The 14,276-nt window shown below is 59.0% G+C and carries 19 protein-coding genes and 3 pseudogenes; 9 read left to right on the top strand and 13 right to left on the bottom strand.

Annotation, left to right across the window (positions count from 1 at the left end):
- The first annotated feature begins 131 nt into the window (after positions 1-131).
- Positions 132-671 carry a DedA family protein gene (locus V9K92_RS02270; RefSeq protein ID WP_337353131.1) on the top strand — a complete coding sequence of 180 codons (540 nt, stop codon included), beginning with the start codon at positions 132-134 and terminating at the stop codon, positions 669-671.
- 213 nt (positions 672-884) lie between these two features.
- Here the strand turns inward: V9K92_RS02270 and V9K92_RS02265 are convergent, their stop codons facing one another.
- On the bottom strand, positions 885-1,220 hold the full coding sequence (locus V9K92_RS02265; RefSeq protein WP_337353130.1) for an EthD domain-containing protein: 336 nt from the start codon (positions 1,218-1,220) through the stop codon (positions 885-887).
- An 83-nt stretch (positions 1,221-1,303) separates the two neighbouring features.
- Here V9K92_RS02265 and V9K92_RS02260 point away from each other — a divergent pair, with 83 nt between their 5' ends.
- A complete protein-coding gene (locus V9K92_RS02260) occupies positions 1,304-1,651 on the top strand; it encodes a cupin domain-containing protein (RefSeq protein WP_337353129.1) in 348 nt (115 codons plus the stop codon).
- Complete coding sequence (locus V9K92_RS02255) at positions 1,648-2,208, top strand: AraC family transcriptional regulator (RefSeq protein WP_443094423.1); 561 nt, start codon at positions 1,648-1,650, stop codon at positions 2,206-2,208. The genes V9K92_RS02260 and V9K92_RS02255 overlap by 4 nt, the downstream gene beginning before the upstream one ends.
- A gap of 248 nt (positions 2,209-2,456) precedes the next feature.
- Here the strand turns inward: V9K92_RS02255 and V9K92_RS02250 are convergent.
- From V9K92_RS02250 to V9K92_RS02235, 4 genes and pseudogenes are all read right to left on the bottom strand, one after another.
- A pseudogene (locus tag V9K92_RS02250) lies at positions 2,457-2,612 on the bottom strand (SDR family oxidoreductase); the annotation flags it as partial.
- A 256-nt stretch (positions 2,613-2,868) separates the two neighbouring features.
- Positions 2,869-3,816 carry an oxidoreductase gene (locus V9K92_RS02245; protein WP_337353128.1) on the bottom strand — a complete coding sequence of 316 codons (948 nt, stop codon included), beginning with the start codon at positions 3,814-3,816 and terminating at the stop codon, positions 2,869-2,871.
- A gap of 475 nt (positions 3,817-4,291) precedes the next feature.
- Positions 4,292-4,762 carry a DUF2147 domain-containing protein gene (locus V9K92_RS02240; RefSeq protein ID WP_337353127.1) on the bottom strand — a complete coding sequence of 157 codons (471 nt, stop codon included), beginning with the start codon at positions 4,760-4,762 and terminating at the stop codon, positions 4,292-4,294.
- A gap of 146 nt (positions 4,763-4,908) precedes the next feature.
- Positions 4,909-5,100 carry a hypothetical protein gene (locus tag V9K92_RS02235; RefSeq protein WP_337353126.1) on the bottom strand — a complete coding sequence of 64 codons (192 nt, stop codon included), beginning with the start codon at positions 5,098-5,100 and terminating at the stop codon, positions 4,909-4,911.
- Between the two features lie 110 nt (positions 5,101-5,210).
- Between V9K92_RS02235 and V9K92_RS02230 the strand changes: the two genes are divergently transcribed.
- Both V9K92_RS02230 and V9K92_RS02225 read left to right on the top strand, forming a co-directional pair.
- Positions 5,211-5,561 (top strand): NAD-dependent epimerase/dehydratase family protein, encoded by a 351-nt coding sequence (locus tag V9K92_RS02230; protein WP_337353125.1) that lies wholly within the window; start codon positions 5,211-5,213, stop codon positions 5,559-5,561.
- A 536-nt stretch (positions 5,562-6,097) separates the two neighbouring features.
- The gene (locus V9K92_RS02225) at positions 6,098-6,715 is read left to right on the top strand and encodes a class I SAM-dependent methyltransferase (RefSeq protein WP_337353124.1); all 618 of its coding nucleotides are present in this window, start codon (positions 6,098-6,100) and stop codon (positions 6,713-6,715) included.
- A 106-nt stretch (positions 6,716-6,821) separates the two neighbouring features.
- On the opposite strand, the gene V9K92_RS02220 is transcribed toward V9K92_RS02225, so the two are convergent.
- Positions 6,822-7,043, bottom strand: coding sequence for a hypothetical protein (locus V9K92_RS02220; RefSeq protein WP_337353123.1), 222 nt, complete (start codon positions 7,041-7,043; stop codon positions 6,822-6,824).
- A gap of 223 nt (positions 7,044-7,266) precedes the next feature.
- The gene (locus V9K92_RS02215) at positions 7,267-8,169 is read right to left on the bottom strand and encodes a LysR family transcriptional regulator (protein WP_337353122.1); all 903 of its coding nucleotides are present in this window, start codon (positions 8,167-8,169) and stop codon (positions 7,267-7,269) included.
- Positions 8,170-8,281: 112 nt separating this feature from the next.
- Between V9K92_RS02215 and V9K92_RS02210 the strand changes: the two genes are divergently transcribed.
- Genes V9K92_RS02210 through V9K92_RS02195 form a run of 4 tightly spaced genes read left to right on the top strand, consistent with a single transcriptional unit; the run spans position 8,282 to position 10,778 of the window.
- A complete protein-coding gene (locus V9K92_RS02210; protein WP_337353121.1) occupies positions 8,282-9,019 on the top strand; it encodes an SDR family oxidoreductase in 738 nt (245 codons plus the stop codon).
- Between the two features lie 52 nt (positions 9,020-9,071).
- Complete coding sequence (locus V9K92_RS02205; RefSeq protein WP_337353120.1) at positions 9,072-9,602, top strand: DUF1097 domain-containing protein; 531 nt, start codon at positions 9,072-9,074, stop codon at positions 9,600-9,602.
- A gap of 38 nt (positions 9,603-9,640) precedes the next feature.
- The gene (locus V9K92_RS02200; RefSeq protein WP_337353119.1) at positions 9,641-10,552 is read left to right on the top strand and encodes an SDR family oxidoreductase; all 912 of its coding nucleotides are present in this window, start codon (positions 9,641-9,643) and stop codon (positions 10,550-10,552) included.
- Between the two features lie 4 nt (positions 10,553-10,556).
- On the top strand, positions 10,557-10,778 hold the full coding sequence (locus V9K92_RS02195) for a nuclear transport factor 2 family protein (RefSeq protein WP_337353118.1): 222 nt from the start codon (positions 10,557-10,559) through the stop codon (positions 10,776-10,778).
- A 372-nt stretch (positions 10,779-11,150) separates the two neighbouring features.
- Here V9K92_RS02195 and V9K92_RS02190 read toward each other — a convergent pair.
- From V9K92_RS02190 to V9K92_RS02170, 6 genes and pseudogenes are all read right to left on the bottom strand, one after another.
- A pseudogene (locus tag V9K92_RS02190) lies at positions 11,151-11,516 on the bottom strand (NTP transferase domain-containing protein); the annotation flags it as partial.
- Positions 11,517-11,571: 55 nt separating this feature from the next.
- Positions 11,572-11,802, bottom strand: a pseudogene (locus V9K92_RS22815) (NTP transferase domain-containing protein); the annotation flags it as partial.
- The gene (locus V9K92_RS02185; protein WP_337353487.1) at positions 11,757-12,653 is read right to left on the bottom strand and encodes an XdhC family protein; all 897 of its coding nucleotides are present in this window, start codon (positions 12,651-12,653) and stop codon (positions 11,757-11,759) included. The gene V9K92_RS02185 and the pseudogene V9K92_RS22815, both read right to left, overlap by 46 nt.
- 44 nt (positions 12,654-12,697) lie before the next feature.
- Complete coding sequence (locus V9K92_RS02180; RefSeq protein WP_337353117.1) at positions 12,698-12,919, bottom strand: hypothetical protein; 222 nt, start codon at positions 12,917-12,919, stop codon at positions 12,698-12,700.
- Complete coding sequence (locus V9K92_RS02175; RefSeq protein WP_337353116.1) at positions 12,916-13,389, bottom strand: hypothetical protein; 474 nt, start codon at positions 13,387-13,389, stop codon at positions 12,916-12,918. The genes V9K92_RS02180 and V9K92_RS02175 overlap by 4 nt, the downstream gene beginning before the upstream one ends.
- A complete protein-coding gene (locus V9K92_RS02170) occupies positions 13,380-13,850 on the bottom strand; it encodes a hypothetical protein (RefSeq protein ID WP_337353115.1) in 471 nt (156 codons plus the stop codon). Before V9K92_RS02170 ends, V9K92_RS02175 begins: the two co-directional genes overlap by 10 nt.
- Positions 13,851-14,276: the final 426 nt, after the last annotated feature.

Below are 14,276 nucleotides of genomic sequence, written 5' to 3'. Positions count from 1 at the left end.
CCAGTCAATCACGGCCACAGCCAGCTAGTTCGCCTGTCGCCCTTTCTTACGTCTCACACGGCGGAGCAGATGGTGGCAGCGGCCATCACCGGCGAACGCGGGCAAATCCGCTAATTGAAAAGAGTCTACCCATGGATTTTGACCCAGTCGGAGCGATCATGGCGTGGATCGGCGTTTATGGCCTCGTAGGTCTCTTCACGGTCGCTCTTGCCGAGCGCTTCATGTCAGTAATCCCTTCCTACGGGCTACTACTCTCGGTCGGCATCGGCGCCGCGGATGGGGACTGGTCGCTGTCGGCAGCCTTCCTTTCGACGGTTGCTGGCAGCATGTTCGGCTGCGCCGCTTGGTTCTACGCGGTCCGAGGGCTGGGCGATGCGCGATCCTCCCGCCGCCTCAAGAGAGCTGGCCAAATCTTCGGGATGCCCATCGGTCGGGTTGAGCGTGAAATCGCTTCCGTCCGCCGGAACCAAGTCGCGCTGGCCTTCGCACTCCAGCTCATGCCGACAGTAAGGCTCGTCGCTCCGGCCCTCGCCGCCCTTTCCCGCGGCAACTCCGGCAAAGTCCCGATTGCCTCGGCGGCCGGCATCGCGGTCTGGAATGGCCTCTTCGTCGGCATTGGGTTTTACGCTTCGCGCTCGATTGGATCGGCGAACACGACGGTCTCGCCGTGACTGCTCTCGGTTGTCTGCTCGTGGCGAAAGCATTCCTTCTCTGGATCGCGCGGCGGGTTAGCGCCAATGCGCGAACCGAGCGAGGTCGGAACTCCCCACTGACGGTCAACCATCGGTGCTGAATGTAATGGCCGCCGCATTCGTCACGTCCGAATGTGGATGAAGGATTCAGATTGGCGTAGAGGTCCAGATACCAGCTTTTCAATGTCGTCTTCATCCAACGACGACAATCTCTTCCACGACAACCCTCCCGACAGAAGACAGATCAATGAAGTTGACATGATCGGGATCAACTTTCGTCACAAAGTTTTCGCAGGAATAAAGCTCGTTCATATCTTCCAAATTGTCGAACCATGCCTCGACAACAGCGTCATAGGTGGGCTCGGGGAAATCCGGTACGGCAACGGAATAGTTGACTACAAACCGACGAATTTTCTTCGCTTCGGGTATAGCAAAAAGCAGGGGAGCATGAATCTCACGGCGATAGTCCTTGAATTCCTGAAATCCCATTCCCTGTCGACGCCTAAATCCTAAAATAATCTTAATCATGGAGAGCTCCTTGTTGCGGGTGAATGCTGTCCGTCAAGGGCGGATGCATTTGGTGATAGCAACTCCCCAAGAGACGGACTATATTGGATCGTCCCAAATTCCTTTGCGATTATCCCAAAATGCCTGCTGATCCGCTTTCCGATGTTCTGTCACTACTCAAGCCTGAAACCTTTGTCGCTGGCAGATACGATCTCGGCGGAAAATGGTCTATCCGGTTCAGTGTCCACAGCGGCGTTAAATACTTTGCTCTGGTGTCGGGAACAGCCTGGATCGCGATTGAAGGTGAGGCCGATCCACTTCCGCTCGATGCCGGCGACTGCGTTCTGGTGCCGATGGAAAGCGGTTCGTTATTGCCAAGGACCTTTCCTTCCAACCCATTGCGTTCGAGGAACTGCGGGATTCCGATTGGAGTGGTGGCATTGCCAGTGTGAACGGCGGCGGCGAGGCAATGTTGCTCGGGGGCCACTTCGCGTTCTCCGATACCCATACCGAAATGCTGCTGGGGACTATGCCGCCGATTGTCCGTCTGCGAGACGAGAGTGACAAGGTAGGTTTGCGCTGGGCTCTCGATCGAATGAGGCACGAACTCACTGGAACGCAGCCAGGGAGCGTCCTCGTTGTGCAGCAGCTCGCCCATCTGCTGCTGGTGCAGGCATTGAGGCTGTTTCTTTCTCGTGGGGCGGGACAGGGTATTGGATGGTTGTTCCCGCTCGGCGATCCGCGAATTGCCGCAGACGTCGGTGCGATACATGACCATCCGGGCGTTCGCTGGACCTTGCCGGCGCTGGCAGAAAAAGCGGGACGGTCCCGGTCCAAATTCGCGCTGAGGTTCAAGACGATCGCGGGTTCTTCGCTGATCGATTACCTGACCCGCTGGCGTATGCTGCTGGCCAAAGAGCGTTTGGCGAAAGGGCGCGAGCCGGTCGCTGCCATCGCTATTTCATTGGGCTACGAGTCGGAGGCCGCAGGACAGCCTTCAAACGCGTGATGGGAACCTCGCCGGGGCGCTACAGGTGAGTGTCCCATCAATCCATGACCGGGCCGTTTTGCCGTAGCGAGCGCGCCGCTGATTTTTCCGGCGCACAATTGCACGATCGCACTGCGCACCGTTTCCTCCATCATCTTGATCTCAATGTTGGGATGATTTTCGTGATACGACGCGAGGGGAATGCGCGACCTTAGCGAGGTCGGCACCCCCCATTGACGATCAACCATTGGCGCTGAATATCACGGCGGTCACTGCGCAAGGCGATGGATGCGATCGCCATCGAGATACAGCTCGACGCCGTGAACATAGCTTGCCGCATCGCTGGCGAAGAAGGCGACGACGTTTGCAATCTCCTCGGGCGTCCCGATCCGCCCGAGCGGACCGTGCTCCGCTAGCGCCTCAGTACTGCTCTCATCGGCGGGCTGAAGGTGTAAATCGGGCGGCGATCGATCCTAGCTGTCACGCTCGGGCATAGCATCTCTTGAGCGCGCATTCGTGGAAGTCACACGTCGAACCCCAAGAGCAGACGCATCTTTTCCAGGGCGCGATTGTCGGCCGGATGGCCACGACTTCAAACTACCATGCCCAAACCGGCAAAAAACGTGCCTATTCCTACATTTGAGGCGTATCTGACGGGAGTGGATGCCGAACTTGGTGCGCCTATGTTGGCGCGATCAAAGCCTGCGGGCGTCCTGCATCCATGCCCACGTGGGTCAGTTCCAGCGAAGTCTCCCACAGGCGAACCGCGACCGCTATATCCAGCGCCTGGCTGGGAGGTTTCTCCAGGGTCGGATAGCCCCGGGTTCCAGCCAGTCGGTCAGGGCCGTAATAGAGGCCGCCCCGCGCTGCCGAATCTGTCGCCGCAAAGAGTGTGGGCAAGGCGCCCTGCCACGCGGGTTGGTAGAGAAACCATAGATTGCGCCGCGCGAACCCCGGTAAACTCAACCAGCCCGGTCCGTTCGGAATCAGGTCGGTGCGTGAGATGCCGGGATGCGCCGCCAGGCTCTGGACGCCCCAACCAGCGGCCTCGCTACGCCGGTCCAGCTCGAAGGCGAATAGGATGCAGGCCAGCTTCGATTGGCTGTAAACCTGCATCGGCTTGTAACCGCGTTCGGCTTGCAGGTCGTCGAAGTTAATCGCTCCCCACCGCGCTGCCACGCTGCCCACGGTCACGACACGCGGCTTCTGCCCTCTCTTCAGGAGTGGCAGCAAATGCGCGGTGAGAGCGAAATGGCCAAGATAATTGGTACCCAATTGCAACTCGAAGCCGTCGCTGGTCTCGCGACGCTCCGGCGTTCTCATGACGCCAGCGTTGTTCACCAGGAGGTCGATACTGTCTTGCTCCTGCCCGAGCTGCGCGGCGAATTGCGCGATCGAAGCGAGGTTTGCGAGATCGACCTTGCTGAACCGAACCTGCGCGCCGGGGGCCGTTTCTCTGATCGCCTCGACCGCTTTAGCGCCCTTGTCGGGATTACGCCCGGCGATCACAACATCAGCGCCGGCTCGCGCCAGTGCCAGCGCGGTCTCTAAACCCAGCCCACCGGTGCCGGTAACGACTGCTGAGCGGCCGCGCTGTGATGGAATGTTCCGGAATGTCCACTTTGACATTAATCGTCCTGCCTTCTCTTTCACTGGGCGGGGCCTTCGACCAATTATGGTCTCCAAGCCCACCTTTCTTCTTCATTGCCAGCATGCCGGGGCACTGCAGACCTCCATGCCTCAACCCGGAAAAATCCTGTCTGATCCTGCATTGGTGCGGTTCATGACGGGATGTCGGAGGCAAGCCATCGCCGAGCTTCTGCCGTTCTAGGATTCGCACGAGGCCGATCACCGGCACCGCTCAAGGCCGTTCCTCCGAAGAAGGCGATGATATAGGTGGCGAAGATGGCGCCGCTGATCCAACTCGCGGCCACGAGCAGCCGAGCGCTCCAGCGCAATCCAACACCATGAGAGCCTCCGCTCTGCCTGGTGAGTTGCCGAGCTAGGGTCGGGGAACTGCCCGCTATGGTGATTGTTAGATCGCACACCCATTGCGCGCTCCTCTTCGAAGGCATGGCTGTCCCCTTGGTACCTTCGCCCGGTTTCATTGCGCGCGGCGAAGCACCATGGTCCGGCCGAATATGGCGGTGCCCATATAGGCGCGAAGCTCCAGTTTTCCGCTCACGAGCGTTGCTTGTGCGGAATGGGTCCGACCGGTCGCTCCGCTGTAGAAATTTCCGCCTTCCCAGCGATCGTCAGCTGGATCCCACTTGAGGTTGGTCACAAGGACGGCTCGTTCCAGCGAACGGCTTCTGAGCTTTGGATCCGGATTGAGGGTATCCTTCTTGAAGGTCTTACCGTCAGCCTCCATCAAAAGCTTTCCGTGGAGAACCCGGGCCGCATAGCTTCCTCCGGCGTCAAACATCTCGAGTTTGAGGTTGCCGTCATCGGATTCCCAGACGCCGACAATCTGATCCTGCGAAGAGGTCTGTGCGAAAGCATCTCCAGCCGGAAGGCCTATCATTCCTGCAACGAGCGCTGCGGCCAGCATTGGCCCTGTTACCGATTTCAACATTCTATGTTCCTTTTGACGAGTAGTGGACGTCGAGTTGAGAGTCGTACCGCCCTAAGTTCGATGGCTTCCCAATAATCCGGCGCCTTCTACAATTAGCGCGGCCTTGGAACGGGCCCGGAAAATCGCCGAGCATTGCGCTGCGGAAATTACACGCCGGCTGCGGCGTGACGAATGCCAAGAACCGCAAATTTCCTGCCTGATCCTGCAGTTGAGTAGGAAGGCGGTGCCTCACCCAGCTCGCGCCGCAATTGGTAAGGAGGCCACAAAACTGCCTGCAGTCCGTTGATCACCGCCACCGGCGCGAAGCTGTAGGGCGAGCTGCCGGATCTCTCTTTCATTCGCTCAGTCGTGTTCGACGGCATCGATGAGGGCGACATCGCGGTCGCGGTCCGGGTGCTTCAGACCGCAACGGAACGTCTTGAAAATCTGGTAGAGAAGGAACAGCGTCATGACAGTATTGATAACCGGCGCAACCGGGCTCGTCGGCGTTCGTCTTCTTCCGCGCCTTGTCGAAGCGGGGCTGAATTGCCGCGCGTTGATGCGCGGCGGAAAGGAGGCGCCCGCAGGCGTGACGGCGGTGGAGGCCGACCTTCTCGATCCTGCTTCACTCATGCGAGCGGTGGAGGGCGTATCGGCGATTATCCATCTCGCCGATACGCCCGACACCGACCTGATCTGGAAGAGCAACCTCGAGGGCACACGCAACCTCATCGCCGCGGTGAAGGCGCAGCCGATCCGCAACAAGCCTATCCGGCCAGCAAACTCGCTGCCGAGAACGCGCTGCGCGAAAGTGGGCTGAACTGGTCGATCCAGCGGTTCGGCTTCGTCTATAGGCGGTGATCCCACCAAGGAGCGATGACGACACGCGGACCTCCGATTGGTTCCGAGGCCAGCGCAGCACTCGCCCTTCAGCCGGCAACATATCGCCGCCTGCAGGAATAGGCAAATTTATTGAGGTATTCGGCATTCTTGTCATGAGAGACTTCCTCTAGCTTGATGACGTCACTCACAGCCAGGGAAGCACCAAGCATGACAGAAACCACCGCTTCGTCAATAGATAACCAAGCTGGTCTACCCATCATATCTAATGCGAGCAGCGATGAATACGTCGAGGATCACACTCGCTCGGGACAGAGAATATGACGGCCCTCGCCTTGGCTGCTGCCTGCTCGTCGCGGAGGCGGCCCTGTTCTGGACCGCGCGACAAGCTCGAGCCCGTCGCAAAACGGGCGCCGCGCTGATGTGGGTCCCGATGACACCTCGTGCAGCGCGCCGTCGACCGCTCCGCACGTCAACGAAACCTGTCCGAGGTCATTTCCAATGAAACAACAATGTATGGCCGAAACGTTCGGTTTCTTTCAAGCCTGGCTTAAAAATCCGCTGCGCGTTGCGGCAATTGCGCCGTCAGGTCGCGCACTAGCAGCCTTGATCACCTCCGAAATCTCACGGGATATCGGTCCGGTGATCGAATTAGGGCCCGGGACCGGCGCGTTCACACGCGCTCTGGTCGCGCGCGGCGTTAGACAGGAAGACCTCGCCCTGATCGAGTTCGGGTCGGAGTTCGCCGCCGCGCTCCATTTCCACTATCCCAGAGCACACACGGTCTGGATGGATGCCGCTCGCCTGCATACGGTCGAACTTTTCGACGGAAGGTCGGCCGGCGCTGTGGTCAGCGGGTTGCCCCTGTTGTCGATGCCGCCCCGCAAGGTGATTGCGATCCTCATAGGTGCGTTCCGCAAGATGGAGCCGGACGGCGCGTTCTATCAGTTCACCTATGGCCTCCGTTGCCCAGTTCCGCAGAGATTGCTGGAGCATCTTGGTCTCGAGGCAGTGCGAATCGGCGGCACGCTGGCCAACCTCCCTCCCGCGGCGGTCTACAGGATCAGGCGCACCCATGCAGTCCCTTTCGACCGCGTCCGCTTCTCGTCGCGGCAGCATGTGCTCGTCGAGTAAGATGGCGGAGGCACGACACGCCCACTACCAATCCAGCAGCGGCAGGAGTTTTGCTGCGTGGGAGAAGCATGCCTGACCTCAATCTCGATTTACGCTTCCCCACGATTCATAGTCGGCCCGTCGCGTGCAGCGCCGCGGCCGAGCACGCCTCACCGCCGACGGCGAACACTTTTTCAAGGAAGCAGCCGCCAGCGTCGTCGTGCATGGAGTGGGGCGAGAAACCTGATGGGCCTTCCGGGTTTACATTGACTACCGAAGCCAGCCTTGGCGCAATCTGCACCGGCGTTACCTTTCGGGCCCTTCCCGGGGGTATCGGACACGTTGTCATGTCCGGCATCCGGAGTTCAAGCAACGAGAACCCGGCGCTTAAGCGCGCTATCGAGCTTTGCGCGCACCGCCAATGATCGCGTCGAAAGGTGTACCCCAGATTAATCTAATCAGAGGTTCTGATCGAACTATCGTATGCGGATAGTTTGTCACACTGGAGCATCTGGCTTGGTTACCAGCAGGTATATAGTCGCACCGACCGCAGTGCCCGATCCCATGTCCAGCTATGACGCCAGGGCCCGAACGAAATCGAGGAAGGCTTGCACCTTGGCCGAAACCAGATTGGAGCGATGATGGAACGCATAGAGGGGAAAGGTTTCGTCGGTCCAGTCCGGCAGCAGATGAATAAGCCTGTTCTGTGCGATCAGGTCTTTTGCATAGATTTCCAGTAACTGCGCAACCCCGGTGCCGCCTAGGCACGCGCCGAGGAGCGAGCCGGTATCGGTGACCATAAGACGGCCAGATGCGGCAAGCGGGACGACCTCCTTGCCGCATTGGAATTCCCATTCGAACGGACGGCCAGTCGCCGGATTGCGGATCAAAAGGCACTGGTGGTCCTGGCCGAGCTGTTCGGGACGCGCCGGCGCGCCATGCCTGGCAACATAGGCCGGAGCAGCGCATGTCAGGACGCGCGTCTCCAACAACAAGCGGGCCCTAAGCGAGGAAGGCTCAGGCTCACCGAACCGGACGGCCACGTCAACGCCCTCGGCGACGAGATCGCCCATGCTGTCTCTGACACTGATTTCGACGGAAAGGGCGGGATGGCGATCCAGAAACTCCCCTAGCCGCGGCGCAAGAACGTAATGTCCGAAGGTCCCGTCGACGTTCACACGCAATCGTCCGCGTACTAACGTTTTGCTGTTTCCCGCACTCACTGCCGCTTCCTCGATGCCAGCAAGCAACGGTGCCACTGTTTCGTAAAAGCGGCGTCCTTCGTCGGTGAGCGAAATCGCCCGTGCGGTGCGATTGAAGATGCGAATGCCCACGCGCTCTTCCAAGCGGGCAACGGCGCGGCTCACCGCGGGCTGGGTCAACCCCATCGCTTCACCAGCGCGCGCAAAGCTACCGGCCTCAACGACGGCGGCCAGGGCCCCTATTCCGCTCAGCATTCGGCTATCGAAGCGCATAACACATACTTTCAGTCATCCTTGCGATGATAAGTATGCATTATTTTTATCATGATGGAACCGCTAAATTCCTGATCAGCCGCGCTGCGGCCAATCAGGAAAGGCAGAAGACATGAGCGAACATAACAAGGTGGCTCTGATTACGGGTTCGTCCCGCGGGATTGGCGCTTGTATTGCCAAGCGTCTAGCCAGCGACGGCTTCAAGATCGTCGTGAATTATGCGCGTGGCGCCGTATCCGCGCAGGAGCTTGTCGACAGGATCGCAGCCGTAGGCGGCCAAGCGATTGCGGTTCAGGCAGATATTTCCGACCCTGCGGCAGTTACGGCGATGTTCGACATAGCCGAGGGGTCCTTCGGCGGCATCGATGTCGCAGTGAACAATGCCGGCATCATGCGGCTCGCGCCGATCGTCGAATGCGCCGACGATACCTTCGATCAGACCGTCGCGATCAATCTTAAAGGTACATTCAATGTCGCTCGCGAGGCAGGCAGGCGGCTCCGCGAGGGCGGGCGCATCATCAACCTGTCCAGCAGCGTAATCGGCATGCGTCTCCCGTCCTATGGCGTCTACATCGCGACCAAGGCCGCGGTGGAAGGGCTGACGCAGGTGCTCGCGCAGGAAATGCGTGGCCGAGGAATCACGGTGAATGCCGTTGCGCCCGGCCCAACCGCCACGGACCTCTTCCTCGACGGGAAGAGCCCCGAGCTCATCGACCGGATGGCCAAGATGAACCCGCTCGAGCGGCTCGGTCAACCCGAAGATATCGCCCGCGTTGTCTCGTTTTTGGCAGGGCCGGAAGGCGCCTGGGTGAACGGCCAAATGCTGCGGGCGAACGGTGGAATGTGCTGACTCCACCCCGCAAGCCATTACGACCATCAAAAAAGATTGAGGAGATAACGAGATGTCACATGAAACCAACACGCCCGCGTCTGCCGGACACGGTTCCAGCAATACAGGCACCAGTCTTTATATCATACTGACCGTCACGGCGGCGCTGACAGCCGCGACCGCTGCCCAGACGAGTCTGCTCCTGACACTCCCACCGTGGGCGATGTTCATGGGCTGGGTTGCCTATTTTACACGCCGTCCCTCTGCCGCTGAGGGCTTCCAGACCTGGGTCTGCACCATATTCGGACTGTGCGTCGGCGCAGCTGCCACACTAGCGGTGCCATTGCTCGCACCAACCCTTGGCAGCGTGGCGTTCCCTTTGGTCGTATTGTGCGTGGCGCTCTTGGTGATCTCTATGCGCGGCCTTCCGGTCCTCAGCAATCTGCTCGGCTACTTCATTGGGATGATCACTTTCTTCGCCGCGCATATCGAGCCGGAGCTCTCATCAATTGCGAAGCTCGGAAGCGCCACTGCAATCGGCTCAATCGCGGGGTGGCTTGTCCAAACGGTAGAAAAGAAGGTCCGGAGTATCCTGCCGGCCTAGTTTGGCCGACGCGCCGAACGCAACACACGGAGAAGACCATGACCAAGGTCGTCATTATCACGGGAGCCGGCACTGGCATGGGCCGGCTCATAGCAAGAAGCCTCGCTCAGGCAGGGCACACCGTCTACGCCACCATGCGGTTCGTTGAAGGTCGTAACAGGGACAAGGCTGACGAGGCCCGGGCATTCGCATCCGACCATAAGGTCAATCTGCGGCCGCTAGAACTCGATGTGAACTCCGACGCCTCCATCACGCAGGCAGTCCAGACCGTCTTGGAGAATGAGGGCCGCATCGACGTCCTGGTGCACAACGCGGCGCATTTGTATTTCGGGATCACTGAAGCCTTTACGCCGGAGCAGATCCTGGCAAGCCTGAACACGAATACGGTCGGAACCCTGCGGGTGAACCGTGGCGTGTTGCCGGTGATGCGCCGGCAAGGCCTAGGTCTTCTCCTCTGGATTGGCAGCGGCACATCCCGCGTCGTTCCACCATTCCTTGCTCCGTATACAGCGGCGAAAGCAGCAATGGACTCGTTTGCAGACAGTATCTCCTACGAGGTCGCCCGATTTGGCATCGAGAGCTCAATTCTGATGCCTGGCCCATTCATGGAAGGCACCGCTCATTTTCCGAATGCCGAATTTCCGGCGGACGAGACAGTCCAGAAGGAATATCTGGCGCGTTACGAAGATGCCATTGCCCGAAACGAACAGGCGACAAGGGCGCTTTTTGCAGAGGACGTGACCGCAGATGTGCAGGCCATCGCCGACGAAGCTCTCAGGATCATTGATCTTCCACACGGATCACGACCTTACCGGTCTGAGGTGGACTTTAGCGATTTTGGGGATGCGCCGGTCAATGCGGTCGCCTCGGTGATGCGCGAACGGCTACTTCAGCGCTTCGGGCTCTCCGATCTGCTCCACCCGACGAACATCAGATCACAGGGGGAGTGAAATCTTGCAGACAGGCCATACAACCGAGATGTCGAAAAACATCCCCGCCGATTTGCCGGACGCCATCCGGGACTTCGTGCTGTGCACCAATGCCGGAGATTCAAACGGTGTCCTGGAATGTTTCACCTTAGATGCCATCCTGAGCGATGGCGATCAGAAATATCAAGGTCGGGCGGAGCTAGCGGCGTGGGATCAAAATGACAATGTGGGGTCCAATCGCAACTGACCATTATAACATGGGCAGTATTCTTTCGAGGTTTTCGCGTCACGGTCAAAGTCGCCGGAAAGGGTTTCACCGGGACGGGCGAAATGAATTTTCAGCTCCTTGACGGAAAAATCGCTCTTCTCAGTATTTTGGAAGCGAAGGCCAACTAGCGACAGCGTGCAGGTATGTCTTGATACGTGGCTGCTTCATCCGGCGACCGAGGACGAGACTGCCTGCTTCGCAGTTCTTGTCGGGGGAAAATAAAGTTTGGCGGTGCCTTGCGAATAATCCGGCATCGTTGCGTTGGATCGAGGCTTGCCTGACCTTGTGAGCCAGCGGAGACTTGTTGCGGCGATATATTTCGGGGCTGCTGCATTCCGGCAGCCGACGGTTTCATCGCGGCCACTGAAACCCATCCTGCAGATCGTCAATATGCCGGGCCTGCGCCCGTTCGAGATCTGCAACCGTGTCGATATCCATCGCTTCATAAGGATCGATCTCAATCGCGCCAGCCCCGGCCAGTGTGGCGAAGAGCCCGCGCGCTCCTTTGTCTCCTCGCAATTTTGTGAGCCGATCAAATACGTCCCGCGCAAAGGCTGCGGGCGGAGTAAGCGTCTTGCCATTGCGGGAGAAGACCGCTGAGCGGCCAGCTGTAATCGCCTGGCGCAAGGCGCGCAAATGACGTTGGGAGACCTCGGGCATATCGGCAAGAATGATCAGCGCAGCACCTACTTGATGCTCCTCTGCGCAGCGTATGCCTTCCGAGAGCCGAAGTTGCCAACGCTGGAACTTCCGTCTGGCAGATGGCCAACGACCAGCCCGTTGCCCTCAAGATTTCGCTACGGGCGCGATGGTGTTGTCCAACGACGGCGATGCGGACAGCGACGGCTTCGTCTTTTAAAAGTCGCGCGCTCTGTTCTATGAGCGGGGCTCCCCTGTACATAGCCATAAGCTTGTCGCCAGCGTCGAAGCGGCTTGATCGACCGGCGGCAAGAAGGATTATGGCCGTGTCTGAAAAGGGTCGTTCGCAACATGTTTCCAGCAACTGAGTATCTCCGCCAAGATTGACACGGCAAGGAACGAGGCATCCCGCATTGAAGCGACAAGGCCGACCGGCCCCCGGATGCGTGCGATTTGTTGTTGGCTGACTCCCAGCGCGCGCAGCCGATTGCATCGCCTTTCGTGCGTTTTGTGGCTGCCGACCGCGCCGATAAAGAACGCCGGACCTTCCAATGCCTGAAGGAGCAAAGGGTCCTCCCAGTCGGCGTCGTGAAAGGCCAGTACAACTGCTGTCCATTGATCATCGTCAACAGTCGGCAATGCTGCTGGTATCTGCATCCGCAGTCCCCTTGACAGGTCGAGCGCTGGATCCGCGTTATCAAACTCCTGCTCCGGCATCTGAAGAAGAGCCGGCAGACCGGCTGCGACGGCGACCCTTTGCAGCGCAATGGCATCGCCGCTGCGTCCAGCTATCCGGATCCGCAGCCTCGGCAAATAGATAAAAACATGATCGGCTTCCTCCTTGGGAGCGAGGATGATCTCACCACTGGCGCGAAAGCCGAGACGCAGGGGAATGCGGGCCGCAAGCAAATCACTGCAGAGGTGCACGACCAGCGGATCGGCATCTGGTATGATCAACACTTCGATCGCACCGCCACAAGGAAGCGGCAGGTCCAGGAATGGCGAGCCGGAGCCATAACGCAATTTCCTGACCTTACCATCTGACAACGCCTCAACCGCATGCCTTCCAATATCGGCATCAAGGCAGCCGCCTGACACATAGCCGACGCGCTGACCTGTTTGCGACACCGACATCACCGTGCCTGGCGCCCTGGCGCCGCCGCCTTCTGTCACAGTGATTACAACAAGGGCTGCTCCGCCTGCGCTGCGGTGCACAAGCCAGGCCGCCAGTACGTCCTCGAAGTGCTCAGCATATTGGATCACGGCACGGCCCTACGGGTTTTCGGCCCTGTCGCCGGTACATCTGGTGTAAAGTTCCAACTGGTCGTGTCCCCAGCTGTTGCGCGGTCTCCAACACTGACACCCGCGACGCCGGAGACAAACAGCCGCCAGCCCCAGAAAACGGCGTCGTTTGAAATCAACGTCAATTGCATCTGGCTGAACGTGAAATCCGTCAAGCTTCGGGTTTCCTCAATCTTCATAGGAAGGCAATCCAACGGCCTGAAAAGACGGCGCTGGTCCACAGCACCAGAGACACACCGGCCGCGATACGACCGCGAAAAGTTTCCAGTACAAGCCTCACATCGGCCGAACCGGCAGCCTGGCGCAGAAGCAATGCGTTCGTCGCAGCCATAATCAGGATTGCAATCTTTGTTAAAAAAGCCGGGTTGTTGACGTAATGTCCAATCCGTACCGAAACTAGGAGCAGCCCTGTGGTGACGGCGATTGCGAACCCGCATAGCGCCATACGGATAAGGCCCGGAAGCGCCTCGTCCATCTTTATGCTGAAAATGCCAAGAAGACGAAGATCGACGGTTGCGATACAGCCTACAAGGAGTGCGATACCCAGAATGTGCAGCGCCGAGACGGCTGGATAGAGACCAGGGATTGTCACAATCATCCGAACGAGCGGCATCGCCTCGATCCATTGGAAGGCTGCACTCAGTTGCATCCGTCTACTCCCGGTGCCCAGTCCCCAGTATAGGACACGACCTCGCCGTCCGATAACCGTAACCAGGTGCTGCGCAATTGATGGGGAGGCAGGCAGTTGCGAAGGGCGATGATGGTAACCTGATCTCCGACGCGTAGCCTGTCGGCGAGATCGTAAAAAAGGCGCACGGGAGAAAGCTCGACGTCGCGTTCAGCGCCAACATCTTCCGGACGGGTACTGAGCGGCCCGAAATACTCCTCCGGTCTGCCGAGATCCTGCGCAGGAATCTGTCTGGATTCTACCCGGACCGTGAAGACCGGATGAGGAGGCGTAAACGTGGCCGCAGTTACAGTTCCATGCAAAACGATCGGTGCGGAGGCGTCATATCTGCCCGTGACGCCATGATGCGCAGACACTATGCCGGTGAGCGCCACAAAGCCAAACACAGTTCCAAACAACGTGCGACTAATCCATGTAATCATGCTGTTGCCTTTCAGCGTTGTGATCGTAAGCCCAGGTTTTGCCCTTCAAACTACAGTCTCATCCTTGCCATCGTCCGCAAGCCATATGTCCGATGTCTGCCTCTGCCCCATCAATTGGACAGTCCGGGAGGCATCACGTCCCTGGGTGGCGAGTTCCCCACCATTGATGGGGGCCCTTGCACTGTTACGGATCATGATTTGGCCCTATCATGCTGGCCCGTGTCCTTGCGACCCGTCCGTAAAACCGGGAAATGCCGGTTCATGCAGCCGCACCTTTCTGGCTGGTGCGGGTTCGCAATCCAGATCAGGGCGCGCACTTTCAAGCTAACTGCGCGCGCCGGTCAGCCGAATGCCCGAACCTGTGGATTTTGTGCCGGATCCTCCAATCTTCGACACTTGAATGACAAGATGCAGAATGAAGATCGT

It is taken from the genome of Phyllobacterium sp. CCNWLW109 (assembly GCF_037203905.1).
GTDB classification, from domain to species: Bacteria; Pseudomonadota; Alphaproteobacteria; order Rhizobiales; family Rhizobiaceae; genus Phyllobacterium; species Phyllobacterium ifriqiyense.
Note: the sequence above shows the minus strand (reverse complement) of the source record. Positions and strands in the feature narration are given on the sequence as shown.

Excerpts from the sequence above, each read along its gene's own strand:
- V9K92_RS02270 (WP_337353131.1), top strand. The coding sequence starts at position 132 with ATGGATTTTGACCCAGTCGGAGCGATCATGGCGTGGATCGGCGTTTAT.
- V9K92_RS02265 (WP_337353130.1), bottom strand. The coding sequence starts at position 1,220 with ATGATTAAGATTATTTTAGGATTTAGGCGTCGACAGGGAATGGGATTT.
- V9K92_RS02245 (WP_337353128.1), bottom strand. The coding sequence starts at position 3,816 with ATGTCAAAGTGGACATTCCGGAACATTCCATCACAGCGCGGCCGCTCA.
- V9K92_RS02240 (WP_337353127.1), bottom strand. The coding sequence starts at position 4,762 with ATGTTGAAATCGGTAACAGGGCCAATGCTGGCCGCAGCGCTCGTTGCA.
- V9K92_RS02235 (WP_337353126.1), bottom strand. The coding sequence starts at position 5,100 with ATGAAAGAGAGATCCGGCAGCTCGCCCTACAGCTTCGCGCCGGTGGCG.
- V9K92_RS02230 (WP_337353125.1), top strand. The coding sequence starts at position 5,211 with ATGACAGTATTGATAACCGGCGCAACCGGGCTCGTCGGCGTTCGTCTT.
- V9K92_RS02225 (WP_337353124.1), top strand. The coding sequence starts at position 6,098 with ATGGCCGAAACGTTCGGTTTCTTTCAAGCCTGGCTTAAAAATCCGCTG.
- V9K92_RS02220 (WP_337353123.1), bottom strand. The coding sequence starts at position 7,043 with ATGACAACGTGTCCGATACCCCCGGGAAGGGCCCGAAAGGTAACGCCG.
- V9K92_RS02215 (WP_337353122.1), bottom strand. The coding sequence starts at position 8,169 with ATGCGCTTCGATAGCCGAATGCTGAGCGGAATAGGGGCCCTGGCCGCC.
- V9K92_RS02210 (WP_337353121.1), top strand. The coding sequence starts at position 8,282 with ATGAGCGAACATAACAAGGTGGCTCTGATTACGGGTTCGTCCCGCGGG.
- V9K92_RS02205 (WP_337353120.1), top strand. The coding sequence starts at position 9,072 with ATGTCACATGAAACCAACACGCCCGCGTCTGCCGGACACGGTTCCAGC.
- V9K92_RS02200 (WP_337353119.1), top strand. The coding sequence starts at position 9,641 with ATGACCAAGGTCGTCATTATCACGGGAGCCGGCACTGGCATGGGCCGG.
- V9K92_RS02180 (WP_337353117.1), bottom strand. The coding sequence starts at position 12,919 with ATGAAGATTGAGGAAACCCGAAGCTTGACGGATTTCACGTTCAGCCAG.
- V9K92_RS02175 (WP_337353116.1), bottom strand. The coding sequence starts at position 13,389 with ATGCAACTGAGTGCAGCCTTCCAATGGATCGAGGCGATGCCGCTCGTT.
- V9K92_RS02170 (WP_337353115.1), bottom strand. The coding sequence starts at position 13,850 with ATGATTACATGGATTAGTCGCACGTTGTTTGGAACTGTGTTTGGCTTT.